Below are 17671 nucleotides of genomic sequence, written 5' to 3' on the forward strand. Positions count from 1 at the left end.
GATTTCGCCATGACCGCCCTTTTGACCGACCCCGGCCTCGGCTGGCTCCTCGACGCTCTCGATACGAGCCCCGCTGAAGAGGACACCGAAAAGCGCCTGCAAAGTGCAGACCCCGAAATTGCCGGGCCGGCCGCCTACTGGGCCCTCTGCGCGGGATGGAAAGTCCCAAAGAGTACACTGTCCACCATCGCCTCAGCGCTGGCGCAGGAGCTGGACGGCGCGGCCAATCGCCCCTGCCCGCTCTGGCTCCTTGCACTCTGGGCGGCGGTACTGCGGCTGGCCGACCGGCAGGCGGAATCGACGCGCCATGCCAGCCTCCTCGCCCGCGTGAAAAATCAAGCCTATCTCAACTTTACGCGGGGCGGCACGCTTATGGCGGACAGCCACAAGAGCGGCCTGGACTACTCGATTGTCCTTGCATCTGTGCCTTTCGGCCTGTTCGAGCCAGAAGACCTCGCCCTGGTCGCGGCCATCAACGAGATGACGGCCGACGGCCGCCAGATGAGCGCCGATGAGCGCATGATGCTGGCCTGGTACTATTCCGAACAGGGCAGCTACGCCAGAAGCCGCGCCCTTCTCGGTGCGTCACCCGAGGCGCGGCTCGGTAACGTGGTTCGCCGAACCCTCGGCAAACACGGACAATTGGCGGACAGCTTCATTCGCCATCAGCCCATGGGCAATGGCAACCGCTACGAGCCGCTCTATGAGGAACGCTTCCCAAAGCTGGTTACGGATAGAGACGGGGTAAGCCTTTTCGTGCGAGCCGCCCCACTCGGCCCCGACAAACCGGTTGTGCTGCATCTGGGTGACGACATTCTTCCCGGCGTTCTGGAGGCCGAGGGCTGGCGGTTCGACTTGCCGCCATATCCGGCCGGAACCCTGGTGCGCTATCGGTTCGGCTTTGCTGACGGCCCGCCGCATGACGAGCATTTCGCTTATGAGGTCCTGGTCAGCCGGATCGCAGGACCGATCATCGGGGTGACGGCAGAGGCAGAACGCCTGTCTTTCGCAACCGCCACCGCCACCATCTCGGCATCGCTCAGGAACGGTCAGCCGCGCCTGCGCGTGACCCCTGGCGGCGGCGAAGCAAGCGACCTCTCACCCAAACAGTGGGTGCTTGGACCCGCCCGGTTTGCTCTCGAGGAAACGGGAAGGCTCCGGATTACCCTTGGTCGAGCAAGCCTCACCCTCGATCATCTGGGCTGGCTCGAAGACGCTACAGGAACCGTCCTCGAGCTCGACGCCCGCCTGGGCACGCCAAACTGCGGAATTTTTGGGCTGGGCGAGCGCTACAACGCGCTGGACCAATGGGGCCAGCACGTCGACCAGTTCGTTTATAACCAATACAAGAACCAGGGGCTGCGCACCTATATTCCGATGCCGGTCTTCTACACCGATGCCGACTTTGGGCTCTGGCTGGCGACCGATAGCTATTCCTGGTTCGATTTCGGTCGCAGTGCCCCCAATACGGTTGCACTGGGCGTTGAGGCTGACAGCCTCGACCTGGCCCTGCTGTCCGGCACCATTGCCGAACAGATCACCCAGTTTATCGACCAGACCGGTACTCCAGCCAATGTGCCCGACTGGGCCCTGGGCCCGTGGATGAGCTCGAACAATTGGGACAACCAGCGCGAAGTGGAAAAGCAGCTGGCGCTCACGCGTGAACATGGCATTCCCGCGACCGTACTGGTCATCGAAGCCTGGAGCGATGAGGCCACTTTTTACATCTTCAACGACGCCAGCTATGCGCTGCGCCCAGGCAGCGAGGCATTTTCCTATGCCGACTTCACCTTCCCGGAATGGGGCCGCTGGCCCGACCCCGAGAGCATGATTGACGCGCTGCACGCGGAGGGCATCAAGCTCATCCTCTGGCAAATCCCGGTCATCAAGCATGTGGCCAGTCTCGATCACCCACAAAAAAACCGGGACGAAACCCATTTCCTTGAGCGCGGCTATGGTGTCCGTCACCCCGATGGGACCCCGCTCCGCCTGCCGGAGGGCTGGTTCAAGGATGCCCTGCTGATGGACTTCACCCACGAGGAAGGGCGTAAGTGGTGGTTCGACAAGCGGCGCTACCTGCTGGAGCTAGGGGTGGACGGCTTCAAGACCGATGGTGGCGAGATGGTCTGGGGGCAGGACCTGGTCTTTGCCGATGGCAGCAGCGGTCTTGAACAGCGCAACCGCTATCCCGGCGATTACGTCTCGGCCTACTACCAGTTCGCCCAGGCCAATGGCGGCATCACCTTTTCCCGCGCCGGCTACACGGGCGCACAGACCTATCCCGCTCACTGGGCCGGCGACGAGCGCTCCACCTGGGATGCCTTCAAGCGCTCAATGCTGGCCGGGCTTTCCGCCGGCATGTCCGGCATTATCTTCTGGGGTTGGGACATGGCTGGCTTTTCCGGTGAAGTGCCCAGCGCTGAGCTCTACGTCCGCTCCGCCCAGATGGCCGCCTTCTGTCCAATCATGCAGTATCACGCCGAGAGCAAGGCCGAATTCAACCAGGATCGCACCCCTTGGAACATTGCCGAGCGCAGCGGCGATCCGCGAGCGCTGACGCTCTATGCTTTCTATGCGCGCCTGCGCATGGCCCTGCTGCCCTATTTCGTCGCTGAAGCCGCTCATTGCGTCGCAGCCCGCACGCCACTTATGCGGCCCATGTTACTGGACCACGCAGACGACCCTGCGGCATGTAGGCTCTGGGACCAATATCGCCTGGGACGAGACCTTTTGGTTGCACCCGTCATCACGGAAGGGGCGACCGAGCGTCAGGTGTACCTGCCTGATGGCCGGTGGTGGCACCTGCTGGAGGAGCGCTGGTACACTGGTGGCACCAGTGTCCAGGTCCAGGCACCGCTCGGCTCAATCCCCGTGTTTGTCCGGGACGGTGCGCTCGTCCCCCTGGCATTCACGGGTGAACCACGAATTGGAGCACCTCTGCCCGCCGGCCTGGTCTCTCCGGATTACCTTGCCCTGTTGCTTGTGGCCAAGGGCGCGATGAGCGCCGAGGTCCAATTGCACGGATGGCATGTGCGCGTCTCCAGGGCGGTCGACGGAGCACTCGATATCCGAACCACCGGAGCCGGTCCAAAACTGATAATGGTCCTCTGCGACCCATCAAAGGAAGCGCGGCTCAATGGCGAGACCATCCCGCTCGAACCCAAGGTGATACTTGGCAAACCCCTGCCTACCGTAGCGCTGGGATAGACGAGGCCACTTGACGGACGACGCGTGCATTATGGCCACCGAGGCTTCGCTCATTGCAGTGCGCGCGAAATAGTCGAACACTTCGCGTAGGCCCGCCGCGCACACCTTCGAAGATGGGCCAATAGGTTGTTTCCGGGCGAGGCTAAAATAGCGTAGAGGCGGACGCTGCTGAAGGAGATGCTGGAAAGACTTCTGAAGCCGGTGCAAGGCGGAGAGCCGTGGACTGGGCAGAGAAGAATTACCACCAGTGGCGGACCTGCCCCCGAGGACCCAGAGCCCCCTGGTGGTCGCAGCGCCAAGAACGACGAAGGCGGCCCGGAGGCCGCCTGTCATAAACCCTTATGTGATAAGGGAAGCTTTGGTGGGTGCACAAGGGCTCGAACCTTGGACCCGCTGATTAAGAGTCAGCTGCTCTACCAACTGAGCTATGCACCCGGGGGCTTCTTGAAGCGCCTCAGCACCAAAGTGGCGCCTATCTATCAAAGGGATTCAGGGCTGTCCAGCACCCAAATTCAGATTGTGTGCAAAACTGTCATGCAGAACACCGGAGCGACAACCCGGCCGCATCGGGCCGGGTTGGTCGAGGTCATTGTTGCAGGTGCCGGTAATCGTTCAACTCGACCACATTGCTGGCCGGTTGGTGTGATTCCGGCCGCGTTTCGTCAAGGAGTCCGATCGTTCTTTCGATGATGTGTCGAAGCTGCCGCGACCGCTGGTCCGCCCCCTCGAGAATGGTGGCGGCCCTCTGCAGGTGGTCACGCGCAAGCACGTAGGTTGGAGGCAATCGCTCTCTCCCTCTGACTGAAATTTGACTGAAGAATCACCGTTTCCGGCGTGTCCAAAGGGTGGACTTCCATAGTTCTTGACTTATTGCCCGCCTGCATCGCATTCGATTAAAATGCTGCGCACCAGGTCAGCGCCACGCCAACCAAGGGCAACCGGGACTTTGCTGGCCGTGAAGACTTTGGGGGCCTGTGTAAAACAACGAGGCATCCGGAGGCCGGGCTCCTATGCGTCGTATTTTATCCTTCTCCCCTCCACGGAATCGCCCGATTCGAGCAGCTTGCACTGCACGCTGGAAAGCGCGGTCGGTCTGGCTAGAATGGGCGCGTAACCGCCGCCAAGGACCCCATCGTGCCCCTGCCCCCATTCACGCCCATCGTCGAGGCGCTACCGGAAGCTGTGCCGTTCGTCGGCCCCGAAGCGATTGAACGTCACACCGGCATAGCCACCCGGGCCCGCATCGGTGCCAATGAATCCGGCTTCGGCCCAAGCCCGCGCGTGATCGCCACCCTTCGCAATGCTGCGCCCGATGTCTGGACCTATCCTGATTCGGAAAACTATGCCCTGCGGACCGCGCTGGCCGCACAGCTCGGGATTGCCAGCGATGAGATTGCCGTCAGCGAAGGCATTGACGGGCTGATGGGCCTGTTGGTCCGTCTCTTCATTACGCCCGGCGATATCGTCGTCACCTCGCTGGGCGCCTATCCTACATTCAACTATCACGTGGCCGGCTTTGGCGGCGATCTGCGCTTCGTGCCCTATCGGGATTCTCACGAAGACCCCGAAGCCCTGGCCGCAATGGCTCGCCAGACCAATGCGCGCATGGTCTATCTGGCCAATCCCGACAACCCGATGGGCTCTTTCTGGCCCGCCAGTGACATCGAACGCTTCGTCGATGCAGTGCCCGAGACCTGCCTGATCGTTCTTGATGAAGCCTATCTCGAGACCGCGTCGGACCAGGGCCCGCCGCTGGACACCGACCGGCCCAATCTGCTGCGCCTGCGCACCTTCTCCAAGGCCTATGGATTGGCCGGTATGCGGTGTGGCTATGCCATCGGCAGTCGCCGGCTCGCAGGTGCCTTCAATCGCGTTCGCAATCATTTTGGCGTCAACAAGCTGGCTCAGATCGCCGCCCTGGCGGCGCTGGATGACCAGCCCTACTTGCATGACGCGGTCACCGCGATTGCCGCAGCACGCAGCCGCATAGCCCAGATCGCCGGCGACAATGGACTGGCTGCCCTGCCCTCGGCGACCAATTTCGTCGCCATCGACTGCGGGAGCGATGGGCCCTTTGCCGTACGGGTCCTTGAAGCCCTGGGGCAACAGGGAGTCTTCGTGCGCAAGCCCACAGCACCGGGACTGGACCATCACATCCGCATCAGCGCCGCGCCACAGCGGGAACTGGACCTTCTCTCAGAAGCCCTGCCACTGGCTCTCAGGCAGGCTCACTCAGCCGCGTAGAGCCCGATGCTGGCCCAGAGCGGGCGATGGTTGGAGCCATAACTCTCTCCCGACTCCAGTGTCAGGATACGGGCATTGTCGCGCGTGAGCATATTGTCGATTGGCACCCCAAAGGCACCAAGACGCACCGGCCAAGTGGCCGGCGTCGACGGCCCGGGCGTCAGTCGGGCCCGTTCCATGAGCGTGCCCAAGGACTCCGTCCAGATCGTCGAGTTGAAATCCCCGGCAAGCACCACCGGCCCTTCAATGCCGTCAAGCAACCGCCGGAGTACCACCATCTCCTGCCAGACCACCAACTCGTCATAGGGCTTGGTTAGATGCGCCCCAACAATGGTAACCGGCTGTCCATCGACCCTCACCCGCGCTGTAACCAATCTCTCCCGATTGAACGGCTGGAAGATCTGAATACCGCCTTCTTCGATAGGCAGTTGCGAGAACAGCGAAATATCGCAGCTCTCGGTCCTCTCGCAGCCCAGACGATAGGGATAGACCTTTGCCATCTGCGCCAGATGGGACTCGATCCCAGGGGTCTCCATCACCAGAACGATCTCAGGCTGATCGGCAAGGATCGCAGCAACCAGCTCTTCTGCATGGCGATTGCCGGCGAGCACGTTGAAGCTGAGAAAGCGAAACTGGGCCACCGGCGCCTCTTCCGGCATCGTGCGACTGGCATAGAGCTCGCCGACCAGCCAATAGCCGTGCAGTCCCGCCGCCAGTAGCGGCACCAGCGCAAACGCCCCGCGCCAACGCCCTCCGAGCAGAATCAGGGCCAGCGCCAGAACGACACCCGCCGCCACCATGTGAAACCGCAGGCTTTGCAGCAGAACGAGGCCAGGCAGGTGCCGGCCCAAAACAACGACGGCCAGCACGACAATTAGCGCGCCAAGGAGCACGAGGAGGCCGCCCCTGAATTCTGCCTTGCCCCACATCTATCGTTCACTCCCAGATAGCCAGATCATGGCTAGACCAGCTTGGGCGCTGGTACGCAAGCGTTGCGCGCGCAAGTGATTAAGCAATGGGGCGCGGCCTGTCGACCGCGCCCCAAGAAATTCCGAGAGTCTTTTAACTCAGCCCGCCAGCGCGCCCTGCGCCGAAGCGCCGCGCTCAATCATCACGCGATTGAGCGCGTTGAGATAGGCACGGGCCGAGGCCACCAGCGTATCGGGCTCAGCCGCATTGCCCGACGCGATGCGGCCGTTCATTTCAAGACGCACATGGGCCGAAGCTTGCGCGTCAGTGCCGCCGGTCACACCGTCTACGGCGTAGAGCACCAGGTGCGGATTCTGCCCTGAGGCCGCCTTGATGGCATTGAAGATCGCGTCCACCGACCCAGTGCCTTCGAGCGAAACACTGTTCTTTTCGCCATCGATGGTGACGGTCAGATCGCAGCGATGCGTGCCCCCGGTCTTGCTGACAACTTCCATGTCGACCAGCCGGATGCGATCGCCCACCGAGCCGACTTCGTCATCGACCAGCGCGACGATATCGGCGTCATAGACATGCTTTTTGCGGTCCGCCAGGTCCTTGAAACGCTGGAAAGCCTCTTGGAAAGCATTATCGCCCAGGTCATAACCCAGCTCCTTGAGCTTGTCCTTGAACGCCGCGCGGCCCGAATGCTTGCCCATCACCAGGGTGGTTTCTTTGATGCCGACACTGGCCGGGGTCATGATCTCGTAGGTTTCGGCATTCTTGAGCATACCATCCTGGTGGATGCCGCTCTCATGGGCAAAGGCGTTCTTGCCCACAATCGCCTTGTTGTACTGCACCGGGAAATTCGACGCAGCTGAGACAATCCTGCTGACGCGCGAGAGCTGGGTGCTGTCGATTTCGGTGTAATACGGCATGGCGTCACCGCGCGTGCGCAGCGCCATCACCACTTCTTCCAGCGCCGCATTGCCAGCCCGCTCACCCAGCCCGTTGATCGTGCATTCGATCTGCCGCGCGCCCCCGGCCACACCGGCCAGGGAATTGGCAACGGCCATGCCCAGATCGTCATGGCAATGCACCGAGAAGATCGCCTTGTCGGCGCCCGGCACCGTCTCGATGATCTCCTTGAACATGGCGAAATGCTCTTCCGGCACCGCATAGCCCACGGTATCGGGCAGGTTGATCGTGGTCGCACCGGCCTTGATCGCTGTCTCGACACAGCGCTTGAGGAATTCCATCGGCGTGCGCGTGGCGTCCATCGCTGACCATTCCACATCATCGATCAGATTGCGCGCCTGGGACACCGTGCGGGCGATAATTTCGATGACCTCGTCCTCGGTCTTCTTCATCTGGTGCGCCAGATGGATCGGCGAGGTGGAGACAAAGGTGTGGATACGGCCCTTTTGGGCGTGCCGCACAGCCTCGCCGGCCCGATCGATATCGGCGCTGATGGCGCGGGCGAGACCGGCCACGGTCGAATTCTTGACCTGTTTCGCCACCGCCACAACGGCCTCGAAGTCGCCATTGGAGGCGATGGGAAATCCGGCCTCGATAATGTCGACGCCCATTTCATCAAGCGACTCGGCGACCTGGAGTTTCTCCTCCAGAGTCATGGTGGCGCCGGGCGATTGCTCGCCATCACGCAGGGTGGTGTCGAAGATGAAGACGCGTTCTTTGTTGCTGTCGACGGACATTGACTTCTCTTGGTTTCCTATCGGCCCCGAGGCAAACACTCGCAGGACCGCACATATGTTGATGTTCGGTTTTTGCGCAATCCCCTGACGACCCGCTCGCTATGGCGAGCTGCCGGTGATCAGGGGCTGATAAGAAGGAGAAGCAGCGCAGGAAGCAGCAGCAGGCCTGCGGCCATCAGCAAACGGGCCTGAAAGGCCTGGGTTTGTGCGATGGCGATGGCGATGGCGCGACGGCGCTGCATGAGTACGCTCTGGTACGGCTTCAATTGCCAAGACAATGCGCCAAGCCGTCCCGCCGTGCAAGGGTAGCAGGCTGAATTATGTTACTTTTTTACCGTCACCCGAAAGCGAACACCGCCGAGAGCAGCACGCCAAGGAATGCCAGCGCCGTAATCTTATGTGCGGTATCGGCCAGCTTTGCCGCCTCCGCATCGCCGCCCTGCGATTTCTTGAACTGGATGCCGCCATAAATGATCGCTGCCAGCATCACGGCCACAAGCACCATCTTGATCCAGAACCAGACCGAGGCGCCGCCCAGCCCGCCATACTTCATGAACAGGATCAACGGCCCGGTGATGAGCAGCGCAACCATGGCCACCTTGCCCACCTGCGAGAGCGTATTCATCACCCCGTAATAGCCCGCGCGCTGATCCGGCGTGGCCGAAGCCAGGCGCGCACCAATCACCGGCCCCACGACCGAGTTCGAACCACCCGCGATGAACGCGATGATATGTAGCCAGATAAGAAGATTGACGATGACTTCCATAGCTCTCCCCCACTAATCTATGAAAGTCTAGCACGTTACCTCGATAGCCCAAGAGCCTTTGCTAGATTTCGTAGTGTTCCGCACAACAGTGGTAACGGTGCCCAATTGGCTAGGGCTGATTATGGGAGGATCTGCCATGAATGCGTCAGAGGAATCGCTTGCGCCTTTCGCCCGGCAGTCCGGTGAAGGCGAAGCATGGTGGTGGCTGGGGTCGTTGGCGATCATAAAGGCTGCACGCAAGGAAACCGGCGGCCGCTTTACCCTGGTGGAGGTCACGGAGAATGAAGGAGAAACACCCCTTCACGTGCACCACCGCGAGGACGAGACCTTCTTCGTGCTGGAGGGGGAGATCGAATTCGAGGTGGACGGCAAGCCCATCAAGGCGGGGCCAGGCATGACAATATTTGGACCGCGCGGCATTCCACATAGCTATAGGGTACGAAAGGGCCCGGCGCGCATGCTCTTTCTGCTTACCCCGGGCGGGTTCGAGGATCTGATCCGCGCCAGCAGCGTGCCTGCCAAAGCTCTTAGAATACCGACCGAGCAAGACGCCATCGCTGACTTTGAGGCGCTTCCAGCCATTGCCCTGCGCTATGGATGCGAAATGCTCGGCTAGGCAGAAGGGCCCGGCACAAAAGCCCTGCTTGTCAGAAGTCCAATTCTCCCTCACCGACCACAACCGCCTCCCCTCCAATGGCGCCGTGAACCAATGCGTCATTCTCCTTGCGCAATTGCAGGGTGATGCGGCAGGGGCGCCCCATTTCATGGCCCTGACGCAGGATATACTCGGTCTGGCCTGTCCCCATCGCCTGCTCCGCCAGCAGCCCAATCAACGCGGCAGCCGCCGACCCCGTGCCAGGATCTTCTCCAAGACCCATCCCGAACATGCGTGCCGCGATGTCGTTCTCTTTTTCCTCTGGGGTCAGAGTAAAAACATAGGCCGAGTGATGATCATGATGGAACACCTCATTCCACGCCGTGCGATTGAGCGCGATGCGCTTGAGCACGGTCGCATTGCGGACCGGCACCAGGTGGAAAGTCACACCCGCCGAAAATACTGCAGGCCTGAAGACGTCACAGCCGATCTCTTCCACCTCGATACCGAGCGCTTGGGCTATTGCGAGTTTCTCAGGCAACTCCGCGATCCGTTCTGGAAGACGCGGCAAGGTGAAGCGCGCTTCACCCGTTCGCCGGTCGATACGATCGAACAATGCGGTGACCAGCCCGACCTTTTCTTCCATGCGTATTGCTGAGGCGCGGCTGTTCAATCCCAGGGTGACGGCCGCGCCGACGGTCGGATGCCCCGCAAACGGTAACTCCTGGTAGGGCGTGAAGATGCGCAGGCAGGCCGAGTTGCGTTCATTCTGCGGCTTACAGATGAAAACCGTCTCGCTGAGATTGAATTCGCGGGCAATAGCCTGCATCTCGTTGTCCATCAGGCCGTCGGCCTTGGGCACGACCGCCAGCGCGTTGCCCTTGAGAGGTGTCCGAGTGAACACGTCGAGGATGAGATAGGGCAGATTCAACTGGTGATCTCCGGCAGGGCATAGTCCGACCTCGATTTGCCGAGGTGGTCACACAAGGCGTCCACCGCGACACCGTGGTCGTCGCGCCCGGGCAAACCGGAAATGGTCAGCGCGCCGACAATGCCAGCACCGGTGACACGAATGGGAAATCCACCCCCGGCAATAACGAAATCAGCGGGGTCGGCCCCCGACTGCGGCGAAAACGGCGCCTCGCCTCGCTCTAGCACCAGACGATAGCTGGCACGCTGAAAGCGACGCACGGAGTTGATCTTGCGGCGCACCCATTCGGCATTGTCTGCACTGGTGCCCGGTGTGGCGGAGAAGAACAACTGCCGGTCCCAGGTCCGCAGATCCACCACGAGCGAAAGTCCATCCTGTAGGGCCCGAGACCGAATGGCTGAACCAATCTCGAACGCTATGGCTTCATCGAAGCTGGGCAGCATCAGCTCATTTTCCTGGCGCTGCACGCGCCCGATATCGTCATTCATGTCTTATTCCTGGTGTGACCGGGCCCAGGCGTCGAACAGAGGCGTGCGATCCGTGGCGCCCTTGGCAAAACTGACATGCGAGGAATCAAGCTGCACCCAGGCGGCCTTGCTATCGGTCCAGATATCTCCGACCGGCGCAGCCCAGTCCATGTTGTCGAGCGATCCTGCCCGCGCGACCTTGAAACTTCCGGCCGGCGGCACGTTCCAAAGCCAGGTGTGGCAATTGGCACAGAAATGCATAGCGATGACATTGCCGCTGTCGGCCTTGCGGTCATAACTTTCCGTCTCGCCGGCCAACACCTCAAAATCGTCGTCCTTGACGATCATCGACATCGACCAGGCCGCCCCCGAATAGCGCTGGCAGTCCTTGCAATGACAATTATAGACCGAAAGCGGGGATGCATTGAGCCGATAACGCACCGCTCCACAGGAACACCCTCCCTCGACCGGAAAATCTGGCAACGCCATTATTCGCCTCCCCACTATGGTGCGATGGTTCTAAAGCGTTCCCTGCAAAACTGGCAATGGCCTAAGGTTCGGCAGTGCGACAAACAATGACCTTCGGGTCTTGATCCGAAACCGCTTACTCGGCTGCCGGCGCCTTGATGCCGTGCTGGGCGTCGTTGATCCGCTTCTGCTGGTCGAGCCAGGCAACCGCATCGCTGGTTTTGAGCAGTTCCAGATCTTCAGCGTCGGTTTCGGAGACCGGTGTCATCGACAGGTCCGTATAGGCCTTGCGATTGGGGTCGCGCTCGACCTTCAATTGCTTGAGGCCAAAGCGGAAGTAGAGCCAGGCCCAGCGACTAAGCTTCCAGCCCAGTTCAAGATAATATTTCGGGTAGAACAGGATCGCGGGTTCGATCTTCATGCCATGTCGCCGGTTCAGCCGGGACTTTTTGCGGATCCAGCCAACTTCAAGCGGATGCACTCCCTCGATCTTGAGCGCGCCCATAAACCAGGTGCACAGCAGCAATACCTGCGCGGTGGACACACCCGAAGCTGCGGCCCGCCGCATGATGGTCTCGACATGGTCAAGCGAGTAGTAGCGGCTCCAGGCGTCGGCATAGACCTTCTCGAACTCCGCCTTGCTCATATTGGGATGGCCGGTGGTGCAGTGATTCAGGTCGTATTTGTTGAGATCGGGGTCCATCTCCACCCCGGCGCGATGCAATTTCTGGTGGTCCTCCGACCCTGGCAGCGGCGTAAGAAAGAAGAACTCGAGGATATCAACCGGCAACTCGCGCTTGACCACGTCGATATCGTGCATGATCCGCTCGGGGGTATCGGTAGGAAAGCCCAGAATATAGCCGGCATAGGTAATGACGCGCCATTGCTTCCAGGCCTGTAGCATCACCCGGTACTCAGTGATCTTGTTCTGCCGCTTCTTGGCGTCCTTGAGATTGGCCGGGTTGACGTTCTCCAGCCCGATAAACACCCGCGTGACCCCGGCGCGTGAACATTTCTCGATGAACCTGGGGATCCGGTGGCAAAGTGTGTCGACCTGGATAATGAAATTGAAATTCAGGCCCTCGACCTCGCGCATGTGAATGAGGCGATCCAGGATCGCCTCCCAGTCCTTGTTGCGCGCGAAATTGTCGTCGGTGATGAAATAGCGATGCACACCCTGACTCATATTGAGCCGGATGATCTTCTCGATATCGTCAGGCGAGCGCCGACGAGACTTGCGCCCCTGCACATTGATGATGGTGCAGAACGAGCACTGGTAGGGACACCCCCTGCCCGCATCGAAACTGGTGAGATTGTAGGCGGTGCGCGACACATGCTCGGCCGGCATGAAGGGCACGGGCGTATCCTCGATTCCCGGCAAATCGTGCATGAAATTGTAGAGCGGCTGCAGCGTTCCGGCGATGGCATCGGCCAGCACCGCATCGGTCCTGCCCTCCATTTCCCCGGCAAACAGGGAAATGCCCATCTTCTGCGCCGTTTTGAAGTCGGCATCCTCGCCATTGAGCATCGAGATGACGCCCGAGACATGAAATCCGCCGATTGCCACCTGCACACCGGCGGCTCTCAGCGGCCGGGCGATATCGAGCGCCCTGGGAAACTGGTTGGACTGCACCCCGATCAACATGACCAGCGCCGCATCCGCCCCCTGGCAGTCGGCAATTATCGTCTTTAGGTGGATTTCTTTGTTGGTCTCGTCGATGGTCTCGACATCGACGTTCCAGTCGGCTCCCAACGCCTTGCGGTCGATCACATCGCGCACCAACCCGTGCACTGAGGCGAGCGAATTTGACGGGATAGGCGAGAGTTTCCACTGAATGACATAGCCGTCATCATCATAGTGAGACGGCTTGATCAGATAGAGTACGAAACGCTTGCTCAAAGTCACAATAGTCCCCCCGTTGGGTAGCCAGAAGACTGACAACGCTGCTGGCTAGCCTAACAGAATGAAATCGAGACGAAAGGCCTCTTCGCCGCCCCCCTTTAGCGCACCTGACGCGCCAGATCGGCCACCCAGGCGGCCGCTTCATGTCCGTGCACACTCGCAGCGCGCACAAGATCATCGAAATGCCGGGCCATCATGCGGATATAGGTCGGCGCGGTGAAGGCGAGATAGCGCTGCCCTACATAAATAGCCACGCGCTGCTGGCCGTACACTGAAAACGGCACCGAATAGAGCTCTCGGGCGTCGAAGGCGTATAGTCGCGCCGAGGGATAGAATTCCTCAAGCGACCCAGCCATGGCCTCCAACTGCCGCTTGCGAATCTTGGCGGACAGGCCCCGCCATTGCCACTCGCCAGCGGCGAAACTCTCAAGCGTCTGAACTGGTACAGCGATCTCCATATCCGTCTCCAGCCGGCGCAAAAGCGCCAGTTGGGCCTCCGAATCGCTGATTGCCTGCTGAGGCGTGCGGCGCACCGCGGCCTGATACTCGAAGACATGAACTTCATCGGTCTTGAAGATATCCGGCAGTCCAGCCGGTACATGCCGAATTTTTGCGCCCAGCACCTCGGAAGTCCACTTGAGCACCTGTTCGTCAACCGGATGACGAGCCGCCTCGGTGACCTGCACAGCCTGGTCCAGAATTTCGCTGGCCGCGCCGCGGTGATTGGACAGGCCCAGCAACCAGTCGGAAGAGACCTGCAAGGCCGCAGCGATTTCTGCCAGCGCCTGGCCGCTGGGCAGGCGGGGTTCTTCAACCGCAAGCAGCTGCGACACCGTGGACCTATCCAGCCCCGCGGCGTTGGCGAGACGCGTTTGGGTCCATCCCGCCCGCTCGACAGCATCCAGCAGGCGCGTTCTGAAAATGGCGGCGCGGTCTCTCTTGTCCATGTGAGGTCATCTTCCACAACTCGTGACGATAATCAACAAAAGACGGAATTTTGCCGTCATTGTCGACACTCGTCACCAATCCCTCATTGCGTGTCGCCCGCATCCCTGCGATCAGCGCGGCACCCACAAACCATTCTGATTACAGGAGCAATAAGTTGGAGACCCCGGTCCGTTCAGTCGTCAAAGCCATTACCTGGCAGGTGCTCGGGCTATTCACCATGACCACCCTGGCGTGGTTCGCCACCGGCGACCTCGTTGCGTCAGGCAGCCTGGCGCTCTCCGCCGCATTCACCGGCCTGATCTGCTTCTTTTTCCACGAACGTATCTGGGCCCGAATTCGCTGGGGCCGCATTGGGCAATAGAAAAAAGGCGGGCCCGAAGACCCGCCTTTTCAGAACGTAACGACTGAATCGAACTAGTTTTTCGCCTTGTCGACCAGAGCGCCGGCTTTGATCCACGGCATCATGTCGCGCAGCTTGGTGCCGACTTCCTCGATGGGATGCTCGTCGGCCAGACGACGGGTCGCCTTGAAGCGGGCGCCGCCGCCGGACTTGATTTCCTGCATCCACTCGGAGGTGAACTTGCCCGACTGGATGTCGTGCAGCACACGCTTCATCTCAGCCTTGGTCTCCGAGGTGATGATGCGCGGGCCGGTGACATATTCGCCCCACTCGGCCGTGTTCGAGATCGAGTAGTTCATGTTGGCGATGCCGCCCTGATAGATCAGGTCAACGATCAGCTTCACTTCGTGCAGGCACTCGAAATAGGCCATTTCCGGTGCGTAGCCGGCTTCCACCAGCGTCTCGAAACCGGCGCGGATCAGTTCAACCAGACCGCCGCAAAGCACGACCTGCTCACCGAATAGGTCGGTTTCACATTCTTCGCGGAAATTGGTCTCGATGACGCCCGAACGGCCGCCACCCACACCCGAGGCGTAGGCCAGCGCGATATCATGGGCATTGCCGGAGGCATCTTGGTGCACGGCGATCAGGCACGGCACGCCGCCGCCCTGCTGGTACTCACCACGCACGGTGTGGCCCGGGCCCTTGGGGGCGATCATGATCACGTCGACGGTGGACTTGGGCTCGATCAGGTTGAAATGCACGTTGAGGCCGTGCGCGAATGCCAGCGCAGCGCCATCGCGAATATTGGGCTCGATGTGCTCCTTGTAGATATCGGCCTGCAACTCATCGGGGGTCAGCAGCATGATGACATCGGCCCAGGCCGAAGCTTCACCAACGCTCATCACCTTGAGACCTTCGCCCTCGGCCTTCTTGGCCGAAGCGGAACCGGGACGCAGACCCACGGCAACGTCGGTGACGCCGGAGTCGCGCAGGTTGAGCACATGGGCATGGCCCTGCGAACCGTAGCCGATGATGGCCACTTTCTTGGACTTGATGATGTTCAGATCGGCATCACGATCGTAATAGACGCGCATTGGGGGTCTCCCTGAAAATATGCGATTTGTTTCAGCTATTTGCCTTGACCCCGTAAAGGGTCAGGAACTGGTCCGCCGCAGCCTTCACATCGGATTCGATGTTCGCCTCGACATTGGATTGGGTGAGCGCCTTGTCGCCAAGCAGCAGACGGATCTGCACGTCGCGTACAACAAGGCCATAAAAAGTACGATAGGCTTCCTCGCTATTGGGGAAGCGCAAAAGGCGCGCATCGCGGGCCGCTTCGAGGATCGGCTTCAACCGCCGGCGAATGGCCATGGGGCCGTTCTCCAGGACAATATTGCCCAGATCGTCCTTCTCCTGCGCGGCATGGGTAATGGCCGTGCGATTGAGAGTAATCGAGACTTCGCCGATAATGGTGGTCAGCAGGTCCCGCGCGAATTGCTCAAGGCTCGAACGCAACGCCTTGACGCTGAGATGGCTGCGATCAACGAACGGCATGCGCACCTTGGCCGCCTGCCACTGCACTGTCGCAGTCAGCAGGCCATCGCGATCACCGAACCATTTATAGAGGGTTTCCTTCGAGCAGGAGGCGCGCCGCGCCACCGCCGTCATCGTCAGCCCGTCGCCGTTCTCGACGAGCAAATCCAACGCCGCGGTCAGCACTGCCTGCTGCCGGGGTGTGAATGTCTCTTCGTTGACCTTGATGGCCAGGGCCACGGGACCGTACCTCTTTTTGCGCACGTCTCGAGCCGCCGAACGCTTCGGCGGCTTTTCGTTCGTGAGGCGTACCGTACGGTACGGTTCGATGCAAGCGATTTTTGCGGATTGATCAGAGTGCGATCGCCGCCGGAGGCGGGCCTAGCTGGCAACAGTCAGATATTTCGTGTTCTGAGGCGGAAAACCAGATCGATGCTCGCTGTTCCAGGATCGATTCTGCCCGGCCCTGCACACGTTGCGCCCACTGGCCTTGGCGCGATAAAGCGCCTGATCCGCGCAGTCGAGCAAGGCATCGGCCGTCTGCCCAGCATAGTCGACATGCGAGACACCAAGGCTGGCCGTCACGGCAATGCGATGATTGCCGTACCGCACCACGCAATCCTGCACGGCCTGCCGGGCTGCCTCGGCAACGGTACCAGTGCAGGCGGCGTCGACAGCGTTGAGCACCAATGCGAATTCTTCACCCCCGATACGGGCAACTTCACCGCGCGTGCCAACGGCCTGTAACAATGCCTGCGACACAACCTTGAGCACCGTATCCCCCACTGCATGGCCATAGTTGTCATTGATTGACTTGAAGAAGTCGATATCCACCACCGCCAGACCGACATCATCGCGCCCGAGCTTGTCGGCCAGCAGAGCATCGAACGCACGGCGGTTCAGCAACCCGGTCAGGGGGTCACGCCGGGCCGCTTCACGCAGGGCATTGGCTGAAATCTCCGAGGCCAGAGAGAGAACGAACAGACTTCCGGCAATCACGTGGATCAGCGCCACCAACAGGTGAATTTCCAGAAGCACGTCGTAGGGAATGTAGGACTGGATCTGATCGCCTACGAACAGCCCCTGCCCCGCCCGGGCAGCAAACGACGCAGCCATGAGCGTATAGACGATCACGAGGCCGGCACGGGAGAACAGCCTGTCAGCGTAGTCGCGCCAGAACTGCCAGCCCACCGCAACTGCCAGCCCAGTAAGCACGACATTGGTCAGCCCGAATGTAGCCGCCGGATTGTTGATCAAATTTGCCGCGACAACCAGCAGCAAGGGTAAGGCGAATAATTCCAGCCTTATGGACCGATCCGCAAAGCTGCGCGCTGCAGCGTGACGCAGTACAAAACCCAACACCAGCAGGGCATCAGGAACGACAGCCAGATGTACCGGCAGGTCCGGCCAAACCAGATAGGCAAGCAGGGCCGCCGCCAACACCAGATTGGCGCCGATCCAGTACAGCCAGTAGCGGTCTATTTGATTGCGCGCGAATACCGACACATATGCCAGTGAAGAAATAACCAGCACCAATATGTTGGCGACAAAAAGTGTCGATACATCCAGACCCATGCCGGTCCTCCGATTGCGGCAAGCCCCAATCTGATCCAGAAAACTTCTATATTGAGTTACGCCAACGGGT

General features: G+C 60.5%; 16 protein-coding genes and 1 tRNA gene. 4 read left to right on the forward strand and 13 right to left on the reverse strand.

Translation table 11 applies throughout. The features are described from left to right. Nucleotides 1-9: 9 nt before the first annotated feature. Entirely contained in the window at nt 10-3207 is a 3198-nt protein-coding gene (locus GGR20_RS05800; protein ID WP_183310300.1) for a glycoside hydrolase family 31 protein, read from the forward strand. 359 nt (nt 3208-3566) lie between these two features. Here GGR20_RS05800 and GGR20_RS05805 read toward each other — a convergent pair. After that, nucleotides 3567-3642 (reverse strand) — tRNA-Lys (locus GGR20_RS05805). A gap of 699 nt (nt 3643-4341) precedes the next feature. Here GGR20_RS05805 and GGR20_RS05810 point away from each other — a divergent pair. Next, complete coding sequence (locus tag GGR20_RS05810) at nt 4342-5451, forward strand: pyridoxal phosphate-dependent aminotransferase (RefSeq protein ID WP_183310301.1); 1110 nt, start codon at nt 4342-4344, stop codon at nt 5449-5451. Here GGR20_RS05810 and GGR20_RS05815 read toward each other — a convergent pair. The 4 genes from GGR20_RS05815 to GGR20_RS05825 form a co-directional block, all read right to left on the reverse strand. Beyond that, a complete protein-coding gene (locus tag GGR20_RS05815) occupies nt 5436-6380 on the reverse strand; it encodes an endonuclease/exonuclease/phosphatase family protein (RefSeq protein WP_183310302.1) in 945 nt (314 codons plus the stop codon). The genes GGR20_RS05810 and GGR20_RS05815 overlap by 16 nt on opposite strands. 138 nt (nt 6381-6518) lie before the next feature. After that, on the reverse strand, nt 6519-8072 hold the full coding sequence (locus GGR20_RS05820; protein WP_183310303.1) for a 2-isopropylmalate synthase: 1554 nt from the start codon (nt 8070-8072) through the stop codon (nt 6519-6521). A gap of 119 nt (nt 8073-8191) precedes the next feature. Then, a complete protein-coding gene (locus GGR20_RS18940; protein WP_276511891.1) occupies nt 8192-8314 on the reverse strand; it encodes a hypothetical protein in 123 nt (40 codons plus the stop codon). Between the two features lie 95 nt (nt 8315-8409). After that, the gene (locus GGR20_RS05825; RefSeq protein WP_183310304.1) at nt 8410-8838 is read right to left on the reverse strand and encodes a hypothetical protein; all 429 of its coding nucleotides are present in this window, start codon (nt 8836-8838) and stop codon (nt 8410-8412) included. Between the two features lie 136 nt (nt 8839-8974). On the opposite strand from GGR20_RS05825, the gene GGR20_RS05830 reads away from it, so the two are divergent. Beyond that, nucleotides 8975-9454, forward strand: a complete 480-nt coding sequence (locus tag GGR20_RS05830; RefSeq protein ID WP_183310305.1) for a quercetin 2,3-dioxygenase — start codon at nt 8975-8977, stop codon at nt 9452-9454. 31 nt (nt 9455-9485) lie between these two features. On the opposite strand, the gene GGR20_RS05835 is transcribed toward GGR20_RS05830, so the two are convergent. From GGR20_RS05835 to GGR20_RS05855, 5 genes are all read right to left on the reverse strand, one after another. Further along, entirely contained in the window at nt 9486-10364 is an 879-nt protein-coding gene (locus GGR20_RS05835; protein WP_183310306.1) for a PhzF family protein, read from the reverse strand. After that, nucleotides 10361-10852 (reverse strand): heme-degrading domain-containing protein, encoded by a 492-nt coding sequence (locus GGR20_RS05840; protein ID WP_183310307.1) that lies wholly within the window; start codon nt 10850-10852, stop codon nt 10361-10363. The genes GGR20_RS05835 and GGR20_RS05840 overlap by 4 nt, the downstream gene beginning before the upstream one ends. Before the next feature lie 3 nt (nt 10853-10855). Further along, nucleotides 10856-11320 (reverse strand): GFA family protein, encoded by a 465-nt coding sequence (locus GGR20_RS05845; RefSeq protein WP_183310308.1) that lies wholly within the window; start codon nt 11318-11320, stop codon nt 10856-10858. A 115-nt stretch (nt 11321-11435) separates the two neighbouring features. Then, entirely contained in the window at nt 11436-13205 is a 1770-nt protein-coding gene (locus GGR20_RS05850; RefSeq protein ID WP_253560111.1) for a radical SAM protein, read from the reverse strand. A gap of 95 nt (nt 13206-13300) precedes the next feature. Then, a complete protein-coding gene (locus GGR20_RS05855; protein ID WP_183310309.1) occupies nt 13301-14149 on the reverse strand; it encodes a helix-turn-helix domain-containing protein in 849 nt (282 codons plus the stop codon). 155 nt (nt 14150-14304) lie between these two features. Between GGR20_RS05855 and GGR20_RS05860 the strand changes: the two genes are divergently transcribed. Continuing rightward, entirely contained in the window at nt 14305-14511 is a 207-nt protein-coding gene (locus GGR20_RS05860; RefSeq protein WP_183310310.1) for a DUF2061 domain-containing protein, read from the forward strand. 53 nt (nt 14512-14564) lie between these two features. Here the strand turns inward: GGR20_RS05860 and ilvC are convergent, their stop codons facing one another. The 3 genes from ilvC to GGR20_RS05875 form a co-directional block, all read right to left on the reverse strand. Next, nucleotides 14565-15587, reverse strand: coding sequence for a ketol-acid reductoisomerase (gene ilvC, locus GGR20_RS05865; RefSeq protein ID WP_183310311.1), 1023 nt, complete (start codon nt 15585-15587; stop codon nt 14565-14567). A gap of 31 nt (nt 15588-15618) precedes the next feature. Next, on the reverse strand, nt 15619-16266 hold the full coding sequence (locus tag GGR20_RS05870; protein WP_183310312.1) for a TetR/AcrR family transcriptional regulator C-terminal domain-containing protein: 648 nt from the start codon (nt 16264-16266) through the stop codon (nt 15619-15621). 141 nt (nt 16267-16407) lie between these two features. Next, on the reverse strand, nt 16408-17601 hold the full coding sequence (locus tag GGR20_RS05875) for a GGDEF domain-containing protein (protein WP_183310313.1): 1194 nt from the start codon (nt 17599-17601) through the stop codon (nt 16408-16410). Nucleotides 17602-17671: the final 70 nt, after the last annotated feature.

The organism is Devosia subaequoris (genome assembly GCF_014197055.1).
Taxonomy (GTDB): domain Bacteria; phylum Pseudomonadota; class Alphaproteobacteria; order Rhizobiales; family Devosiaceae; genus Devosia; species Devosia subaequoris.

Excerpts from the sequence above, each read along its gene's own strand:
- GGR20_RS05800 (WP_183310300.1), top strand. The coding sequence starts at position 10 with ATGACCGCCCTTTTGACCGACCCCGGCCTCGGCTGGCTCCTCGACGCT.
- GGR20_RS05815 (WP_183310302.1), bottom strand. The coding sequence starts at position 6,380 with ATGTGGGGCAAGGCAGAATTCAGGGGCGGCCTCCTCGTGCTCCTTGGC.
- GGR20_RS05820 (WP_183310303.1), bottom strand. The coding sequence starts at position 8,072 with ATGTCCGTCGACAGCAACAAAGAACGCGTCTTCATCTTCGACACCACC.
- GGR20_RS18940 (WP_276511891.1), bottom strand. The coding sequence starts at position 8,314 with ATGCAGCGCCGTCGCGCCATCGCCATCGCCATCGCACAAACCCAGGCC.
- GGR20_RS05825 (WP_183310304.1), bottom strand. The coding sequence starts at position 8,838 with ATGGAAGTCATCGTCAATCTTCTTATCTGGCTACATATCATCGCGTTC.
- GGR20_RS05830 (WP_183310305.1), top strand. The coding sequence starts at position 8,975 with ATGAATGCGTCAGAGGAATCGCTTGCGCCTTTCGCCCGGCAGTCCGGT.
- GGR20_RS05840 (WP_183310307.1), bottom strand. The coding sequence starts at position 10,852 with ATGAATGACGATATCGGGCGCGTGCAGCGCCAGGAAAATGAGCTGATG.
- GGR20_RS05845 (WP_183310308.1), bottom strand. The coding sequence starts at position 11,320 with ATGGCGTTGCCAGATTTTCCGGTCGAGGGAGGGTGTTCCTGTGGAGCG.
- GGR20_RS05855 (WP_183310309.1), bottom strand. The coding sequence starts at position 14,149 with ATGGACAAGAGAGACCGCGCCGCCATTTTCAGAACGCGCCTGCTGGAT.
- ilvC (WP_183310311.1), bottom strand. The coding sequence starts at position 15,587 with ATGCGCGTCTATTACGATCGTGATGCCGATCTGAACATCATCAAGTCC.
- GGR20_RS05875 (WP_183310313.1), bottom strand. The coding sequence starts at position 17,601 with ATGGGTCTGGATGTATCGACACTTTTTGTCGCCAACATATTGGTGCTG.